Annotated in this window: 13 protein-coding genes; all 13 read right to left on the bottom strand. The window is 42.9% G+C overall.

Translation table 11 applies throughout. The features are described from left to right. Window positions 1-29: 29 nt before the first annotated feature. A complete protein-coding gene (locus MKZ16_RS16885) occupies window positions 30-338 on the bottom strand; it encodes a hypothetical protein (protein WP_036677026.1) in 309 nt (102 codons plus the stop codon). Between the two features lie 62 nt (window positions 339-400). Further along, window positions 401-2053: a DUF6138 family protein gene (locus MKZ16_RS16880; protein WP_076099113.1), complete on the bottom strand. Its 1653-nt coding sequence runs from the start codon at window positions 2051-2053 to the stop codon at window positions 401-403. Between the two features lie 44 nt (window positions 2054-2097). Then, the gene (locus MKZ16_RS16875; protein WP_036677031.1) at window positions 2098-3024 is read right to left on the bottom strand and encodes an ADP-ribosylglycohydrolase family protein; all 927 of its coding nucleotides are present in this window, start codon (window positions 3022-3024) and stop codon (window positions 2098-2100) included. 307 nt (window positions 3025-3331) lie between these two features. Next, window positions 3332-4273, bottom strand: coding sequence for an alpha/beta hydrolase (locus MKZ16_RS16870; RefSeq protein ID WP_076106689.1), 942 nt, complete (start codon window positions 4271-4273; stop codon window positions 3332-3334). A 60-nt stretch (window positions 4274-4333) separates the two neighbouring features. Then, a complete protein-coding gene (locus tag MKZ16_RS16865; RefSeq protein WP_076106687.1) occupies window positions 4334-5386 on the bottom strand; it encodes an LLM class flavin-dependent oxidoreductase in 1053 nt (350 codons plus the stop codon). Between the two features lie 64 nt (window positions 5387-5450). Beyond that, window positions 5451-6320, bottom strand: a complete 870-nt coding sequence (locus MKZ16_RS16860) for an NAD(P)-dependent oxidoreductase (RefSeq protein WP_076106684.1) — start codon at window positions 6318-6320, stop codon at window positions 5451-5453. 157 nt (window positions 6321-6477) lie between these two features. Next, the gene (locus MKZ16_RS16855; protein WP_232061372.1) at window positions 6478-7062 is read right to left on the bottom strand and encodes a TetR/AcrR family transcriptional regulator; all 585 of its coding nucleotides are present in this window, start codon (window positions 7060-7062) and stop codon (window positions 6478-6480) included. A 294-nt stretch (window positions 7063-7356) separates the two neighbouring features. Further along, window positions 7357-8115: an ABC transporter permease gene (locus MKZ16_RS16850; RefSeq protein ID WP_076106682.1), complete on the bottom strand. Its 759-nt coding sequence runs from the start codon at window positions 8113-8115 to the stop codon at window positions 7357-7359. Further along, window positions 8112-8885, bottom strand: a complete 774-nt coding sequence (locus MKZ16_RS16845; RefSeq protein WP_076106680.1) for an ABC transporter permease — start codon at window positions 8883-8885, stop codon at window positions 8112-8114. Before MKZ16_RS16845 ends, MKZ16_RS16850 begins: the two co-directional genes overlap by 4 nt. Beyond that, window positions 8882-9595, bottom strand: coding sequence for an ATP-binding cassette domain-containing protein (locus MKZ16_RS16840; RefSeq protein WP_076106677.1), 714 nt, complete (start codon window positions 9593-9595; stop codon window positions 8882-8884). The genes MKZ16_RS16845 and MKZ16_RS16840 overlap by 4 nt, the downstream gene beginning before the upstream one ends. A gap of 87 nt (window positions 9596-9682) precedes the next feature. After that, a complete protein-coding gene (locus tag MKZ16_RS16835; RefSeq protein ID WP_076106675.1) occupies window positions 9683-10699 on the bottom strand; it encodes a HAMP domain-containing sensor histidine kinase in 1017 nt (338 codons plus the stop codon). Next, complete coding sequence (locus MKZ16_RS16830; protein ID WP_076106672.1) at window positions 10696-11373, bottom strand: response regulator transcription factor; 678 nt, start codon at window positions 11371-11373, stop codon at window positions 10696-10698. Before MKZ16_RS16830 ends, MKZ16_RS16835 begins: the two co-directional genes overlap by 4 nt. Before the next feature lie 202 nt (window positions 11374-11575). Further along, entirely contained in the window at window positions 11576-18373 is a 6798-nt protein-coding gene (locus MKZ16_RS16825; RefSeq protein ID WP_339814290.1) for a stalk domain-containing protein, read from the bottom strand. Between the last annotated feature and the right edge of the window lie 19 nt (window positions 18374-18392).

The following is an 18392-nucleotide window of genomic DNA, read 5'->3' as shown; positions in this document are numbered from 1 at the left end:
TCATCTCCACAATTAAATTGTGCACTACATCAGATAAACCCGTCTTCGGGTTCACCAACATCAAATCCTAATACTTTTGTCGCTTCCAATTTAAATCTCTCTATCCAAGAATTCCAATCACCATTACTCATCTGTGCATAAAATGATAATCCACTTGGCTCTACTGAGGCCACAATAAAAATATCATCATCTTCCTGCCCGAACCAATAGGGAATTCCATTTTTATATCCTATCCAACCTGGCATACTCTCATATATATTAGTTACTTTATCCCAGACTTCATCTGATAGGTAATACCATATATTTAGATTGCAATTTTGAGAGGTTAGGTTACTCATTTGTGTCCCTCCTTTAGCCAAGATCTATTTCAGATCCTAGCTTCACTTATCTCTATATAGCATCAGCAACTTATAAGAGTCAGCAGCTCTGATAGAATAACTCTAAGCTCATGCTCCGTCTGCTCTGACTTCACGGCTTTTTCCAGCTTTGCTCGACTTCCGAATATCCGGTATAGAACCTGCTCCCGTTCATATATTTCTTTAGGAGACACCTCTCGAAGCAGCACTTCTGCTAGCTCGGCCCGATCGATCACGAAGTTTTTGACAGATCTTGCTTCCTCATTTCCTGCTAGCAGAATGTCTACTAGGACTGGTATAAGCTCAGCCTCTACACCGTGCGCATCAATAAAGGCCTCCGCATAACCATCCTGTATCATTTGGTGCTCCGTATCTACCATCTCCATATAACGAGAGATGAGTGAAAAATATTCCTTGCTATATAATCCTAATCCGAGTACAGCATAGGTACCAGGCATGACCGACTTTTCACCCGGATTTGTGTCCTTGTACCACGCATAGGGCTCCATAGCGATATTCGCATACGCAGCTAGCTTAGGATATAGAGCCGGATATGCGAGTGCACCAGCAAAAAACTGATGAAGACCTGATTTAGCCATTTTTTTTAGAGGAAGATAGTTCTTTTGTTTGCTTTTCAGCTTCAGGTTATATTCCTTCGGGAATCCTTGCTGCAGCAATTCGGTAATGTGATCTAATGCTTCTCCATAAGCTGTTTCCTCCTCGGTCAAAATCCGGACTTCAATGCTCTGGGTTACATCATTATTATCAACTTCAACACGGGTTCCTTTATATACTGGAGTGAATTTCCCGCTTCCCCCCTGAATATACTCCGCTGCGCGTTTTGAACCAAGCTGGACAGCAAGTTTCAAATATTGTTCCCGGATGTCCGGTTTCGTTTTTCCAATTTGCAGAGCGGTATATACAAAAAAGGAAAGTTGATCTGCATTCGGATCCATAAGCGCCATATTCTCTTTAGGTATCCAATCCATTCTAAAGCTGCCTGTACGCACAAAATGGCGAGGAAGAAAAACATTCTGAATCCAATCATCCATAGCCGAAGTATACTGGCCAGTCCATTCGTCTAAGCGTCCCCTATTACTTCTGAGCTTGTCGGACAAACGCTCTATTAATGGGCCAACCGCATTCTCTTCCTGCTTCAAAAGATCAGGATTCATCAAGTGATGAGAAAAGAAAAACTGGTCATCAACACTCGGCAATACCGGAAGATCAGACATGATTTTGGATGTTATAAACTTCTGTAATGATTGGCGGAGTTCGTTCAGCTTCTCTTCGTTTACCAGATGCACGCAAAGCGTTAAGTCTTCGTCCTCCATTTCAAAGGAAAGTACGATCTGGAATCGGTAATCAAAAAAACGAGGACCTAGTTTATCTGATAAAAAAAGCTCCTCCACTCTCTTGCATAATGCCGGGTAAAGTTCAGATCTAATTAATTCATCCGTGAGCTCGGCGATATAAGGACCTGCTTCGATTTCATAAGAGCTGTCCGTCCAATCAAGCGGTTCTTCAACATCAATATGTATTTTTCCTTCACGCCAAGCTACTTGGAGATAATCCTTTATCCCAGCCTGAAGCGGACGATTGCCTATGAATTCATTTATTCTTATAGTCTCTTTGTTATATATGGTCATCATCTCGCTCCACACATCGTTTAAAAACCTCTGTACTGCTGCGTTCATTCCCACTCCTCCTCATAGTTAATGCTAATAGAACTTAGTACTCCTCATGCAGATTGAAGACGGAGCAGCAGTTGATCAACCAGATCTGTCTCTCGCAGCTGGTTGATCCAGCGCTGAGGGATATGCTCATAGCCATATCGGATTCCCGCAAGACCGCCTGTGATACAGGCCGTTGTATCCGTGTCGTTGCCTAAGGCAACTGCTCGTTTGACGGCATTTTCGTAGGAAGTGCAGGTTTGGAGGATCATACATGCACTGAACAAGGAATCCACGACATAACCAGATCCTTCGCCATAGAATACTTTATCAGGCTGAATGTTCTCTTCAAGCTCCCGTTCATGCTCAGGCATCTGCTGGTAGATCTTTCGAAGCTTGCTAAGAGCAGTTCGGTAGCACAGATTGAAGTCTTGCTTTTGCAACAGTTCACGTGCAATTAACACATACAAGGCACAACATACCTGATTACAGATATGTCCATGAGTTACAAGGCATTGAGTATGTGCGTTTTGAACGAGCTGCTCGTCTGTTCCTTTATGCCACAAGGCAAGTGGTAGCACGCGCATCAGCGCTCCATTCCCTTTCCCATCAGGAACCGTATTGCCACTCTCGTAAGGGGACATTCCATGGTAATAAGTAGTCAGCGTACGACTGGTTTGTATCCCAATATCAAAAACTTGTTGGGCTACTGCCCATCTACCTTCGTGATACCAATCGACCAATTTGTCTGCAAAATCAGTTAGCTCCAGTGTACCTTTATCGATCAGACTCTCCAGCAGACATAGTGCCTGCGCACCATCATCCGACCAGGTGCCTGCAGGGACATCTCGGTAGGTGGGCTGAAAGCCCACAGGAGGAGTAAACTCAATATGCTTCAGAGGTGGGAGCTGCTCCGCTGATCTGAATTCATAGGGGACACCAAGAGCATCTCCAATCAATAAGCCGTAAAGCCCACCCTTAATTTTATCCCACATGTTGTATTCTCCTTATCACTAGATATAATTTGGATCAAGTAGCCTACAAATATATAAGCCTACCCTATCAATATTTAAACTGTTTTGCATCATCTAAATAAAAATTGAAAAAATAAGCTTCCAATGAACAATACGATAGTAATCTAAGCCTTTTTTAAAATCAATAATATATAACAAAAGATGAGGCTGTTTTTAAAAATCAACAACCTCATCTTTTTTATGAATCTTTCCCGAATAATTACGTGTCTCTACTTAAATAACCAATCAAGTTTTTCTGCGTATTCGCAATTTACTTTAGTCCCAGTAATTAGTTAGGGTGAAGTGCCCGGGCCATCGCATCCATATAGCCCTGAACAGCGCGCTGACTCACTTCTGTTTCTGGAGCGAAAATTTCGAAAAGGTGAAAACAACCGGGATACAGGTGGAATTCAACATCTACACCTGCTTGTGCAAGTCGTGCCACATACTCCATTGTCTCGTCTCGGAATAGATCGAGCTGACCTATACAAGTATAGGCTGGCGGCAAACCTGCCAAGTTCTCCGCTCTCGAGGGTACTGCATAAGTAGATTCTCCTCTGCCAACGCTCTCCTCGCCCAGGTACATGTTCCAAGCTGCTATGTTGTCTGTTCGGTTCCAGATTGCGCCTGCTTCTGTGATCTCATGACTGGACGGTGTGATGTTACGGTTGTCAAGCATCGGATATAATGGCATTTGGAAAATAAGAGAGGGTCCTCCTTTATCACGCGCCATCAGCGCGAGCACTGCTGTCAGTCCGCCGCCACCGCTAGCACCGGCAATTGCAACCCGATTCACATCAATGCCAAGCAAGGCTGCCTCCTCCGTCATCCATACCAATCCAGCATAACAATCTTCGATCGCCGCCGGATAAGGATGCTCGGGAGCAAGCCTATAATCAACCGATACGACAATACATTCAGCTGTCTGAACAAAACGTTCGCATAATTCGTCGTCCATATCCGGATGTCCTAACACGTATCCGCCCCCGTGAATCCATAGCATGGCAGGTAACAAGTCATTCGTTCGCCCGGCAGGTTCATAAATTTTCACCAGCATCTCGCCTCCATCCCTCGGGATTTTGCGACTGGTTGTGTTTACATGCTCTGATCCTTCCACGGATGCAGCTGACACTAAGCTCCTGCTCCACTCTAAATTCTTCTCCAATTCAAACCCTGGAAATTGTGAATAAACCTCTCTTAATTCTGGTAGTATACGTGGTTCAATACTCATAATAATCCCTCCAAATAAAATAATGAATTCGTTCGTTTACGTTTTATTCATAGATAATCCTTATCCCATTTGAGCTTCCCACTTGGCAATTTCCTCTCGTACTCGCGGCGCAACCTCTGTACCGAGCAGTTCTATAGCCCGCATAACCAACTCATGCGGCATCGTACTTAAGGGAACATACATCATGAATCGTGTAATCCCTACATGCTTACGCAGATGGATAATTTTTTGGGCGACTGTTTCCGGATCCCCTACATACAACGCACCATCAAAGCGTCGGGCAGCATCATAGCTGGAACGATCATAGTACGCCCACCCCCGTTCTTTACCGAGCTTATTCATACCGTACTGGGTAGACGGAAAAAAGAGTTCTGCCGCCTGTTCCGTATCTTCTGCAACAAATCCAATGGAATGTGAACCTACCTGAAGCTGCGAAACATCATGTCCGGCATGAGCTGCCGCCTTTTTATACAGTTGTACAAGCGGCGCAAAATTGGTTGGGTTTCCACCGATAATCGCCAGGACTAATGGCAGACCCAGAAGTCCTGCACGTACGGCAGACTCCTGAGTACCGCCGCTACCAATCCATACGGGTAAAGAGTGCTGAACAGGGCGCGGGTATACACCCAGATTATTTATCGCTGATCGATGTCCTCCACTCCATGTTACTTTCTCAGATTCCCGTATTTTCAGAAGCAGCTCAATGTTTTCATTAAATAAATCCTCATAGTCATGCAGGTCATAACCAAAAAGCGGAAAGGATTCAACAAAGGAACCCCGGCCTGCTATAATCTCGGCACGTCCATTGGATAAGCCGTCCAGCGTGGCAAAATCCTGAAACACACGGACAGGATCAGCTGATGAAAGGACCGTCACAGCACTCGTCAATCGAATCCGCTTTGTTAGGGGGGCCGCAGCAGATAACACCACTGCTGGTGATGAAGCTGCATAATCTTCACGATGATGTTCACCTATGCCAAACACATCTAGTCCTACCTGATCCGCAAGGACGATTTCTTCGACGACTTCACGTAATCGTTGTGCGTGACTCATCACAACTCCGGTCTCAGTATCTGGCTTTGTTTCTATGAACGAAGTAACACCTATTTCCATAGTTAATCTCTCCTTATATTTTCTCTTGCGATTTGTCCGACATCATCGGTGACAACCCAATTTCTTAAGAAGAATGCTCAAGACAACGGATTAAAGCCGTCCAATCCAACTCACCATAACCATTGGCAATTCCCTCAGACAAGTGATGGTGGATAAGCTGACCTAAAGGTAGAGGAGTTTGAACGGACTTCGCTGCCTCAATAGCCAATGCAACATCTTTTAACCCAAGCTTCATTTTAAAACCGGCCGGTTCAAAGCGCTGTTCGCTCATGATCGCTCCATAGTTCTGATATATTGGAGACTGAAAAAGAGCATTTACAACATTCATAAATTGGGACGAATCAATACCGTGCTTTTCTACCATTAGCTGCACTTCCGACAAAGCTTCCAGCATTGAAGCAATTAGAAAGTTAACGCCAATTTTTACAACGTTCCCTTCTTCGCCGTGATCCCCAATCTCTACTATCTCTTGACTCATTGCTGTTAAAACGGGAAGTACCCGTTGTCTTGCTTGTTCCGGACCAGCTAAAATAATACGCAATTTAGCTTCTTTAGCGGCATCTGGGCGCCCCATCACCGTGGCAGACACAAAGTGTTGCTTTCGCTCCGCATGCGAGACGGATAATTTTCGAGCCAGATCTACGCTGATTGTACTGGCAGAGATGTGAATTCCATTTTCCGATAATCCATTCAGAACACCATTCGGTCCCTCGACGACCTCCTTCAAAGCAGCATCATCAGAAAGCATGGTAATTACAAGATTGCCTTCTTTCACTGCCTCTAGCGGTGTTTTGGCATATCGTGCTCCCTGTTTCATTAAGGGTTCAACTTTTTCAGGGGTCCGATTAAAGATGACTAATTCATAACCCGCTTTCAATAGATTTTGGGCCATTGGTAGCCCCATATTTCCAAGCCCAATAAACGATACTTTCATTAGACACCTCTCCTTATTTTGATGGACTTCTCAATAACGGAATGATCGTTCCAAAATAATCAAAAAAAATATAGTCTAACATATACTCTTCAATTATCACCTTCATAATATGGGAAACATGATAACGGAACGATCGTTCCAAAATAATTAAAAAAAATTAGATTCCTGCAATTACAAAGCTAATCATCTCTTTTGCACGTTCCGGGTGCTGATCTGCTTTGGCCATAATATTTATGCTTTGATGTAAATTCAGCAATAAATAAGATAACACTTTGATATCAGTCGTTTTATCAATTTCTCCCCGTTGCTGGCCCTTTTCTAAAAGGTCACAAAAAGCTTGCTCTAATTCCAAAAAACTAGTCTTTATCAACTCATTAATTTTTTCATCTGGCGACTCTAATGTTGTAGCTACATTCGTAACAAAACATCCGCCCGGCAGGCTGGTATCGTATGCTGAAGCAATGTGATACTCAAAAAATTGAAGAATTCCATCTCTAACGCTTGATGCCTGTTCAAGAATAGCCTGCTTATTGAAATTCCCCTTTTTATAATGCTCAAGGGCATCTGTATACAAGGTTTGCTTGTCGGAAAACGTATCGTAAAGGCTGGATCTGCTAATGCCCATCACTTCTAGTAAATCTGGTATGCTAGCCGCTTCGTATCCTTTTTTCCAAAACAATAGCATGGCTTGATGCAGCGCTTGATCTTTGTTAAATTCTTTTGTCCTAGCGATAAGTAACACCTCCCGTCATTGAAATATAACATATCTGAACTGATCAGTCCAGAAAAAAGTGAGCAGAACTTTCGCTCATGATTCTTTGCGATATTTGTACATTTATTTTCTATTATTAAAATCCTAGACTATGTCATTAATCCAGACTATTCTTTTGATTTATAAAATAAACGGACACTCATATTGGTGTCCGTTCTTAGATGAAATACTTATTCATTGAATTGCTCAAAAACATCTTTTATTCAAACATTAATGTTTGTTGTATATTGATCTAGTTAAATGATCATATCAGCTAGTTCAGAGTTAGGCATCTCGTTTACGGTAAAGTACAATGGCTGCTGTAATAAAGACCAGTGTCCATAACATGGAAATACCTGTCCCTTCCATTGGTGTAAGGACATTTATTTCATCGGAGGAAGGCGGCATAAACATATAATAACCTGCTGTATCTGGAAAAAAATATTTAGTATTGTGTAGAAAATCTTTCGACAATGGACTGACAATGAAGTAATAGCCAAGCAGTACCACTAAAGCAGGAGTAGTTCGTCTTAATAAAGCACCTATAGCTGCACTGAGAAGTGTGGTTAAAGTTAGATAGCCTGTTGCACCTGCTAATGATTTTATCATTTCGTCTATTTCAATCACTACTGCTGTGTCTTTCATCATGATAAAGGTATATAGCACACCTGATGCAGTAGTAATAGACGCCGCAGGAATGGTTATAATGGCCAAGGCCAAATACTTCGTGGATAATTGAAACCCTCGCCAAGGTATCGTAGTTAAAGTAGTTCGAATCTGTCCCCCTGTATACTCCGAACAAGTAGTTAATATACCAAGAATAATAAACCCTGCTTGAAGATATCCCATAGAAGAAAGTCCTGTATTCAGTATATTTTGCGTTCCTGCTGCCTCTTGTAGATCAACAGAAGTAAAAGCTGCGGCTAAACCTAAATTAAGTATGAATGTAACCATAAGAGTGAGCCCTATCAATGGTAATGTAACTAATTTATCCAGTTCAGCACCAAGGATTTGTGTTATCTTTCTACTAGATGAGACACTCATGCTGCAACGTCCCTCCTATGGAATACAATAGCTGCAACAATGAAAACAACGACTACCCAGGCAAACATGACTAAACCGCCTGTGAAGGGGGTGTGAAACCTGTCGAATAAACTGCCTGTTGACGTGTTGTCCGTAAACATAAACATTTCAGCGCCAGCCCTATCTGGTAAGTAAAACGCCAACTTTGTAACCCTATATAACAGGACACTAAATGATACAACGGATGAATTTATTATGAGCACTGCAAGCGGGATGATGCCATTCTTAGTTAGCAAAGTAATTCCAAGTGCTAAAAGAGCAGTGAATGTCCAGTAACAAATGGCACCGATAAGTCTGGACCATTCAAATGCAGGGGCATATTCACCAAGAATAAGATGCGTTACAGACACAGTTGTCATAATAGCAACAATACAAAGCAGTATGCTGATCACAGTCACAGCGCCTGCTTTTGCCAGCAAAAAATGAAGACGGGATGAAACAACTGTTAAACTCGTTGTAATCTGTTGTCCTCCACCTGATTCACTGCTCTCTGTCAAATACTCACTGCTGACAGCAAGCACACCAAGAATAATAACACCTTGCACACCAAGAGCTAACCCGATATAGCCAACTTCCGATAGCCGTGTGCTAACTCCAGCTATAATCTCCTCTTTTTGTGCTATGCTGTCCAAAGCAGCAATGGCTGCCGGAGCAAATGCTCCAATAAGTAAGGCTAGCCAAATGCCTGGCAGGGAGATCAATTTAGATAGTTCCGCGTTGAATGCCCTCATACAACATCACCTGCATTTTCAGATGTCAGGGCAAAAAAGGCTTCCTCCAGCGTGGAATAGTTACCTATTACTTCTTCCAAAGTTCCATCTGCAACGATGGTTCCATGCTTAATAATCACCACATCATCAACGGTCTCTGCAAGCTCTCCCATTAGATGACTGGATAATAACACCGTATTTCCAGACTTAGCACGTTCACGTAAAAATGTCCGAATCCAACGAATTCCTTCTGGGTCGAGCCCGTTTACGGGCTCATCTAAAATCAATATTTTTGGATCACCAAGCAGCGCAGCTGCAATTCCAAGTCTTCTCCCCATACCAAGAGAATACTTCCCAACTCTTTTTCCAGCGGCATTAGTAAGACCTACTATTTCCAAAACTTCCTCGACACGTGAGTTAGACAATCCTGCGGCACGAGCAATCCAACGCAAGTGTGCCCGTCCTGTTCGCATACGATGAGCTCCAAATCCATCAAGTGCGGCACCTACTGTTGCTATAGGATTATGTAGTTCTGCGAATGGCTTTCCATTGATTAGCGCACTCCCTGAGGTGGCACGATCTAACCCAAGCAGGATACGAAGCGTAGAGCTTTTACCTGCCCCATTTGGACCTAAAAAACCAGTTACTCTACCAGGTCTAGCTTTAAAACTGATACCTGATAAGATTTCCACAGTTCCGCGATGTTTGACTAAGTTATTAATTGTAAGCAACCATAACACTTCCCTTCTGTTATGGTTCTAATTATAAAGAAGCAAAGTTACATCTCGGTTATCCTGCTATTTACTTCTGGGTTAACTTTAGGTTAAGCTCTCTCTACCAATAGCTACTCTTGTGCCATCTTCATTTGATGTAAAGTCAGCTTTCAGTTTCATTTTTTTTAACATATAATTTGAAGTCGATAAACCAATCCCCGCCCCACGCTCATAGGATGAGTTATCCATACCTGGACCTCTGTCTGCAACAATGATCTGTTCTTTTTCTACATCAACCCCAATGCTTACAAATTTCCCCTCTGCTGCATGTCGAAGAATATTCTGAAATAAATTATCAAGAACCCGTGTCATCCATTTAGGATCTGCTTCCCAATAAAAAGTCGCCTCTGTCGGTAAATCAACCTCGATCTGGATTTCTTTTTCTTCAAATACAGGATACCACGCAGCAACAGATGCTCTTACTAAACGTCCAATATCTGTTGAAGTGGGCTCAAAAGGATGTTTTCCTGATGTAAGCAATGTATAGGAAAGTAAATCATCCATTAGTTCTCCGACTCTAGTAATCGTATGGTTCATCTCTGATAATGAGTTTTGTCCTTCTAGACTCATTGATTCTTTATTTAATCGGGTGACATGTCCTCTCAAAATGGTAAGCGGTGTTCGTAAGTCGTGAGATAAATTCGCGATGAGTCGATGTCGTAACAATTCCTCTTCATGTTCTCGCTTGCGACTGTCTTTAAGCTGTTGAATCATCCAATTAAAAGAACTGCCTAACTGGTCTATTTCATCCATACGATCACTTTGAACAGATATTGGTTTAGGAAATGAGTTATGATTAGCTGAAAATGACATGACATCCTGTAAGCGGTTAAGACGTTTACGAAGTCTCAAGAAGAAAATCCAAGAGATTACCACAAATGCGACAATAATAAAACCAAACAAAAGAAGTACAACGTAAAAATAATTTAACTTATTCAGCTCTTCTTCATTAAAAGGAGACTCAATGAACGCAGATAAGAAAATAAGTATGATCGGAGGTAAAAAGATAAATAGAAAATGTCCTTTTAGAAAACGACGAAATAATGATTTAGTCTGTTTCATAGTTTCACCCGATAGCCTATTCCCTTCAACGTTTCAATAATCTCTGGGGAGTCTGGATGACGTTCCAGCTTTTGACGCAGTCGATGGATATGTACCATTAATGTTTTATCACCTGTTATATAAGCTTCTTCCCAGATGGCTTCATAGATTTGTTCTTTTGGTAAAACTTGATTAGGATGGCGTAAGAAGTACATTAAAATATGATGTTGTTTCCCTGTCAATATAATTTCTTCTCCTGTGTGTTTGTCAAATACCATTTGAACTTCTGGATCTACTTCAATATATTTCCCTAATGAAATACGTTCGGGATGTGTTCCGCCCTTTCGACGGATTAATACTTCTAATCTAGCAACTAATTCATCCGTATGGAATGGTTTCGTTAAATAGTCATCAGCAAATTGTAACCCTTCTACCTTATCATCTATCGATGTTCGAGCAGTTAACAACAAAATTGGAACAACAGGAGCTGCCTTTTTTAATCGTTTTCCCACAGTAAATCCATCTAAACCGGGTAACATGATATCCAAAATAACGATTTCATGCTGATTCACTTCTTTTTCAGCTCCTTCACCAGAAAGTAGCCATTGTACTGAAAATCCTCGTTGTTCCAATTCTTCCTTTACCCAACTGCCTATTTTCTCATTATCTTCAATATATAACACGTTTCTTTTCAAGTAACTTCCCTCTCTCTAAATCGAGTTCACTATTAGACAGATTAACACAATCTAAAGAATTGTTTCCAGTTAAGACAATTATATAGTTCGTGCGGACTTTCACTGCCAAGTTATCGTCCATGCCTGGCGCACACTAGAAAACCCTCTAACATGGCAGTGCATGTTAGAGGGTTTCGAGCGTAGCTGCTAATTTTAGGAAATACTACTTCATGATACTAATAGATTTCGAAGTATTATCGAAGAATATATTTGCACCAAAATACTCAGCAATGAAACGTAATGGGAGCATAGTACGACCGTTTACAAGTTCAGCTGCTACATCCATTCCTGGTGCAAGTTCACTGATCTTAATCGACAAAGTCTGACCTTTCAAGGTAATCATTACGGTTTTCATAACGTTATCCCAGCTTACATTTGCTCCTAAGCTCTCGGCAACGAAGCGCAGTGGGACTAACGTTCTGCCTTTAACTACCATTGAAGCAACGTCCATACTCATTTCGATTCCGTTTAATTTATATCCTGTCTTTCCTATAGTGAATTCCAATTTCACAGGTTCAGGCTTGGCTGTAACGAAGATATAACCTAGTCCTTTTGCAGTGAAGGTAAATTTACCTGTCTCATGCTCATAGTTGCCGCCTAAACGCTCCATGTTACCGTTCAATCGAAGCATGACACCGCATAACATGCTAAGATCGTTCGTCGACAACTTCTCTTTTGACAGATCGAAGATTACGGGTATAAGCCCTGTATAATCCGTTACTTCCCGGCCATCCGCGAAGATCTTCAATTCATATCCCCGCCCTATAGCTCCGTCTCTTTCATCTACAGGTTTAATAACAACCTTCATCCGCTTTCCTGTATTCAATTGCTTCAACAATTCAGCGGACAATTCCACAGATAAGGTGTCATTCGTAACGATTAGCGGTTTGTCAGCTTTAATAATCGCACCGATCGTATCGCTTTGAATCTCAAGCTCATCTTTTCCGGCTGACATCGTCAATGCAATGGAATTGCCCTTCTTCAGCTGCTCTTTGATTGTAGCATCAATACGCTCCGCTACTGATAACTCTGGCGAAGGAGTCGGCGTACTGCTTTGGTCACCTGAACTTCCGCCATTGTTATTGCCATTATTGCCGCCGTTGTCATTTGCAGTAATTACGATAGTTAACTCTGTCGTATCCATGCCAGCATGATTGGAAGCCGTAACAGTGAATTTGTACGTTCCCGCTTCAGTAGGCACACCTGAAATAACACCCTTAGCTCCTTCTAAATTCAATCCAACAGGTAAATAATTATCACTCACTGTCCAAGTAACCAGCTCGTCGCCATATACCGCTAATGTTGCCGTATACGGTTGTCCAGCTTTGCCGTTTGGCAGATTCTTAGTGATAATCTCTGGAGCTGTAATAACTGGCTTTTCCTCTTCAATCTCGATGCTCAATACTCGCTCATCTATACCAAAGTCATTCGTTGCTGCAACCGTGAATTCGTAATATCCTGTCTCTTGAGACGTACCCGAGATAACGCCTGTTGCTTCATCTAGGTTCAAATCTACTGGCAAATCACCTCCCTGGACCTTCCAAGTAATCGGTTCGCTGCCATATACCGCTAGTGTTACCGTATACGGTTGTCCAACTTTGCCGTTTGGCAAATTCTTAGTGATAATCCTCGGAGCTGTGTCAACTGAGACATCTTCAGTGATCACTATATTGAACGGTTTTGTGTCACTGCCTGCGTCATTATTTGCTTGAACTTTGAACGTAAATTGACCCCACTGATCCGGTGTACCAGAGACAACACCTGCATCTTCATCCAAGCTCAATCCTGATGGTAATTGACCCTCTACAACGGCCCATTTGATAGGCTTATCGCCTTCAGTCGTAAGAACTGCCGAATAAGGTTGTCCGACCTTGCCATCCGCAAGCGAATTCGTCGTAATCGTTGGTGACGTACCTGCATCTTCAACCCATTTCGCATATAATCCAATATCCCTTGTAACAGGATCAGCAACGAAATTCCAGGCATCGTTTAATCCTGTATCTTGATACCAACCGCCGAAAACAGTTTTTTCTTTTGTTGGCGCTGTTGGCTCGGTAATTGTCCCGCCCATATCAGCGAACTTCATCGCAACTTCGCTGCCACCATTGGAATCAAAAGTTACCGCATAAGGGTTGTGCGCGCCGATGGAAGGCGTTCTTCCGCTAAGTGGATTGCCGAAGAAGTCTGTTCTCTCCGTCATATGAGGCAGAGCGTTCGCCCGATCCACATATGGGCTTACAATCTCGGCACCTGCACCATAGGCCAGGTTATTACCATCAGCAAGACGGAACCCGTTCATCGCACTGTAATCAAGCTTGGCATCCACTGTTCCGCTGTTGGTAATCCAATGTTCCGGCGCAGATTTATAATCATTTAATATAGAATTTAGTTCCTCTTCCGTTACATAGCGGTTGTCTGTTGCTGTTACGCCTGCACCTAGATATCCGCCTCCACCTGCGTTCATGCTGCCAAAAAGATTAGCCGGATATACAATGTTGTTCGTAAAACGTCCGGCTGCAAATGGAGCTGATGTTCCCCCGCCTTTCAGACCAACCTGGTTGTTTGCCCCAGTGTAGGCAAATATATTATTTTGGAAATAAATGTGCAAGTTGGAGGCTGTCGGGTCAAATACTAACGAACTGCTATTCTTCAATGGTGTGACGATAACATTGTTATAGTATAAGCCACTTAATTCCTCGCTCGTTGAAGAACCTCCTGCAAGCAATATTAGACTGTTAAAACTCTTGTTAAAATCCGGGCTGCGGCCGTCGTTCACGCTAATATTATAACGAACGATATTGCCCTTGGCAGCGTTCATCTGTAAGTACCAACCACCATAGTTATTTCGGCTGTAATTGTATTCATACACATTGTCCTGACAATAGTTGTCAATGTCCCAAGCCATACCGTCATTACTTGCATGATAAGGGTTATCCACAGCTTCATTATAGCGGAAGATGGTGCCTTTACTTGCCATAATCCACGCTGCTGCATAGTTTTGCGAACCTAGATATGTTGGTGTTGTATTATTTGGACCCCAGTTCGTAACCAGATTGCCGCTCTTATCGCTTAAATAGCTATAACCGTTGTCTGTGACCACATTTCGTTCCACAAGGGAGTTGTTCCCGCCGGACATAACAATGCCATCTCCAACCGAACTAGAAACCCAGTTGTTTCTAAACACAGCGTTGGATGCCCAAGGATAGCTTGAGTTACTCCAAGTAATGCCTGTGTTATTAGTCCCTGGATTGCTTGGCCCGTAGGCATTATTGCGAATACCTTCGTTATCACAACGAAGGGTTTTGTTGCCTTCAACCAATATATCTACATAACCATTAATAATGATGCCGCCGGATACCTTACTTGCTCCATTTGCTTGGTGCAGCCCATTAACATCATGAACATAGTTATCTCGAATGACGATTCCTTGCATACGAGCATCAGCATAATCTTGAATATTAAACTGTCCTTGTCCCAGCTTGGAAATCCGTGACATTACAGCGATACCGGAACGGCCGTCACCTGCCGCATTGCCGATGTTCGTTACTTCAATTCCACTGACAATCCAATAGTTAACGTCATATAACTCAATGGTACCGTTTAAGGAAATGCCAGATGGGCTCGACGCTGTTCCTCCACCATTAATTACCGGGCGTTGGTTAGGGTCGGTCGTATTATATTTTGTAAGCGTAATCGGATTTCCTTCCTCACCATTGCCACGCAGTCTGATTTGTTCATTCCATACGCTATTTGCATCCAGATAAATGGTTGAACCTGGCATAAATACATATTCATTAATTTTGGAGATTGATTTCCATGCTGTAGCCGGTGTGCGTCCATCTGCATGATCGTCACCGTTATTGGAGAAATAATAATCACGGACTTCAAGGGGTACAATGTTCAACTCGAATGTGATTTCGGCAGGATACAGATCAAGTCTAACGGTATATTTCCCCGGTACGATATTATTTCTTGCGAATGATTCTTTGTTAATTTTCAATACATTACCGCTAACCGTATAATCCACATCCCGCTGCAGTGTTACAGCGCCGATCTCCACTCCAGCTAGATCTGCTAAATCAGGATTTACGGTGATATTATAGTCGTCCAGACCCATAACATATGTGCTGTCTTCCAAGTGACTATACTCTTTAGGCAAGAGCTTTAGCGTAATAGAAGCTGTTCCGGTTTGGGCTGTTATTCCACTATCGATAACATATACGTCATCGATAAAATGCCTGTTCTGTATATCCTTAACCGTTCCTGGCTTGTTGCCCCAGTTCGTAGCAAGCTGCAATGCATCGATCTTGGAAATATTGTTCTTAACTGGAGTATCAAAATTTCCGCCATCTGTTGTTTGCCTTTGAATGTCTTGTCCATCGATTTTATAGGTTGTTCCTGTTGATGTAACGAACCATTGAAATTTATGCCAGCCTTCACTTCGCTGGACATCTACAGGATAGAATCTCCCGGATGAACCAGGTCTGACTGCGTAATTGGTCAGATTTGCCGTCCAGTCACCATCTCCATTGCCATAATTTATTGCGATATGTTCATTGGACGATGGGGTTAAGCCAAAGACAGCGTGGTCATTGGAAGCCGCTCTGCCATCATCATAGTACCAAGCAGTTACGATTGTTGTCTTACCGGTTGCAGGGGCGTAATTATAGGGACCTGGAACAGTCGCCACCTGACCGGCGCCGCTTGATGTCGCGGCCTTTCCTCCGGTACGGGACATCACATCGCTGTGAATATATCCGTTCGCACCATTTGAAAATTTCTTCTCCCCTTCAAATCCATCATAAAATTTAGTGTTAGCCGTATTGAAGTAATCAACGCTCACATGTACAGTAACTTCTTCGTTCCCTGTCGGAATATAACCTTTCTTAACCGTCACGAATCCGGCATCATCAACTTCAATCTTATTCTTGTCTTGATCCGCCGGACTGAAGCTGATGTTATCAGCAACGAACACATCAGCTGTGTCAACAATTAACCGCGTTCTATCTCCTGCCCGTAATGTATCGTTCTGGCGAATTAGCGCAATGTTCGCTGAATATTGTGCACTCTCCCCTGATTCATCAGAGTCCAAGAATCGTGACGTTGCGTTGCCGTTTGCCTTTACTTTAAAGGTATCGTTTAAAGTCGGAGACAAAGCCGTATCATTGCTTGTCGCTGCAATCGGGCTTCCATTAACCACTCCATTACTGAAGAGTTGAACCGAATAGGCAGATGCGTTAGCGACGCGATCCCATGTAGCGTATGTGCCGTTCCATCTGGCATTTGCCGGTGTAGGCAATTTCTCGATTTTCAATATTCCGGATGCTGCAACTTCTTCACTGATATCTCCCGCATTATTTATGACAATAGCTGTAACAGTGTAGTTGCCCACTCCCAGTGCCCTTGCATAGGGCAGAACATGATGCCTTTCATGATTGTTAGGCTGGTCGGGCCCCCCATTTTTCGATAAATAATAACCAACAGGTCCACCGTCTTTGAACAGTGTTACAAGGGTATCGCCGTAATTGGAAGCGCCATTATAAATACCCGTATCCGAGTCAAGCGTTGGATTAATTGGTGCATTCACCTGCGTATTGGTGGTTATCAACAACGGTACAGCATGGGATTTCACCACAACTCCCTCTGCCGAGGAGACTTCGCAATAATAAAAATTGCCTTGTTGTGAAGCTGCGTCCACATTGGAAAGTGTTAATACTGCCTTATCAGCTCCGCTGACTTTTGTCCCGCTCAAGCCAGTCTCGTCATCAGATACATACCATTGATAAGCAGTAGCAGCGGCTGATGCCGTAATGCTAAATGTTGCTGTCTCACTTTGTTTCACTTCTGCCCTTGTTGGCTGAGTGATTATTTCTAAATTTGGCAATCCGCCGGGAGGTACCAAATTCACTGTTAATGTTCTGGTACCTGTTGTTGTAGCCACATCTTTTACAACATAAAAATCGTCAATTAGATGTTTATTTTTAATATAAGCTTTGTTCCCTGACTGGCTATTCCATCCTCCAGCTATTTTAGGCTGAATGGTTGTACCGCTCTTCATAGCTTTGTAAATATCACTTTGCGCTGAATCGGATATTAATGTTCCGTCTATTTGTAACGTCGCACCATTCGGTGTAATAAGCCACTCGAATTTATGCCAGCCTGTGGAACGTAAAGCCCCGCTATCTTTCCAACGGTTGCCTGCTGTACCCGCTGATGATGGTTCATAAGCCCAAGTATATTTCGTCGGGTTATGAATAACATCAGCCTCTGAACTTTGATAGAATGTCCCGGCAAAGGTGGCATTTTTGCCATCTACAATAGCAAATTGCGTTCTATCCGTCGCAGTCTTCTCCTCATTAGGATACGGGTCAAAATACCATGCCGTCATCTTATAATTGCTGCCAGCCGGCAATGCCACGTCTTGGGCTACCTTTTCATTATTCGTATCATCCGATGGTGTAATCGCTTTCAATCCAGAGCGGGACTGTGCATCGGACAGCGTGAAGGACGAGCCTAATTTGCTCATAGATGTCATCGGACCATTGTTGTTCTCGAAGTCCTCCATGAATAACACTTCTGAGTCAGGGTAATAACCTGCCGTGGCCGTGATTGTCACCGGGACGCCCGGGGCACCTGGCGACGCAAATGTATAACCGTTAGATAAAGTAATGTTACCCTGATTATTAACAGTTAAAAGATGCGAATTGCTGGAATCATAACTTACCTCGTCAATAACCGGTCCTTTAACCAGACTGCTTAAAGGCGAACCTTTATAGGAAAGATTTACCCTGCCTGCCTGACCTGCGGCTTGTGTCAATTCTAGTACAACGGAGTCAAAAGATTCGCCCCCTCCCGCAGCTGATACTTCAGATGAAGGCGCCAAGCCGAACAGACCAGGGAATGCCAACGTTGTTGCCGTAACTATCGACAAAGCTTTTTGCATCCATTTCGATCGTATCATTCCAAAATTTCCTCCCTTT

This window comes from Paenibacillus sp. FSL R5-0928 (genome assembly GCF_037970385.1).
GTDB lineage: Bacteria > Bacillota > Bacilli > Paenibacillales > Paenibacillaceae > Paenibacillus_AQ > Paenibacillus_AQ odorifer.
This window is presented reverse-complemented; position numbering and strand designations above follow the sequence as displayed.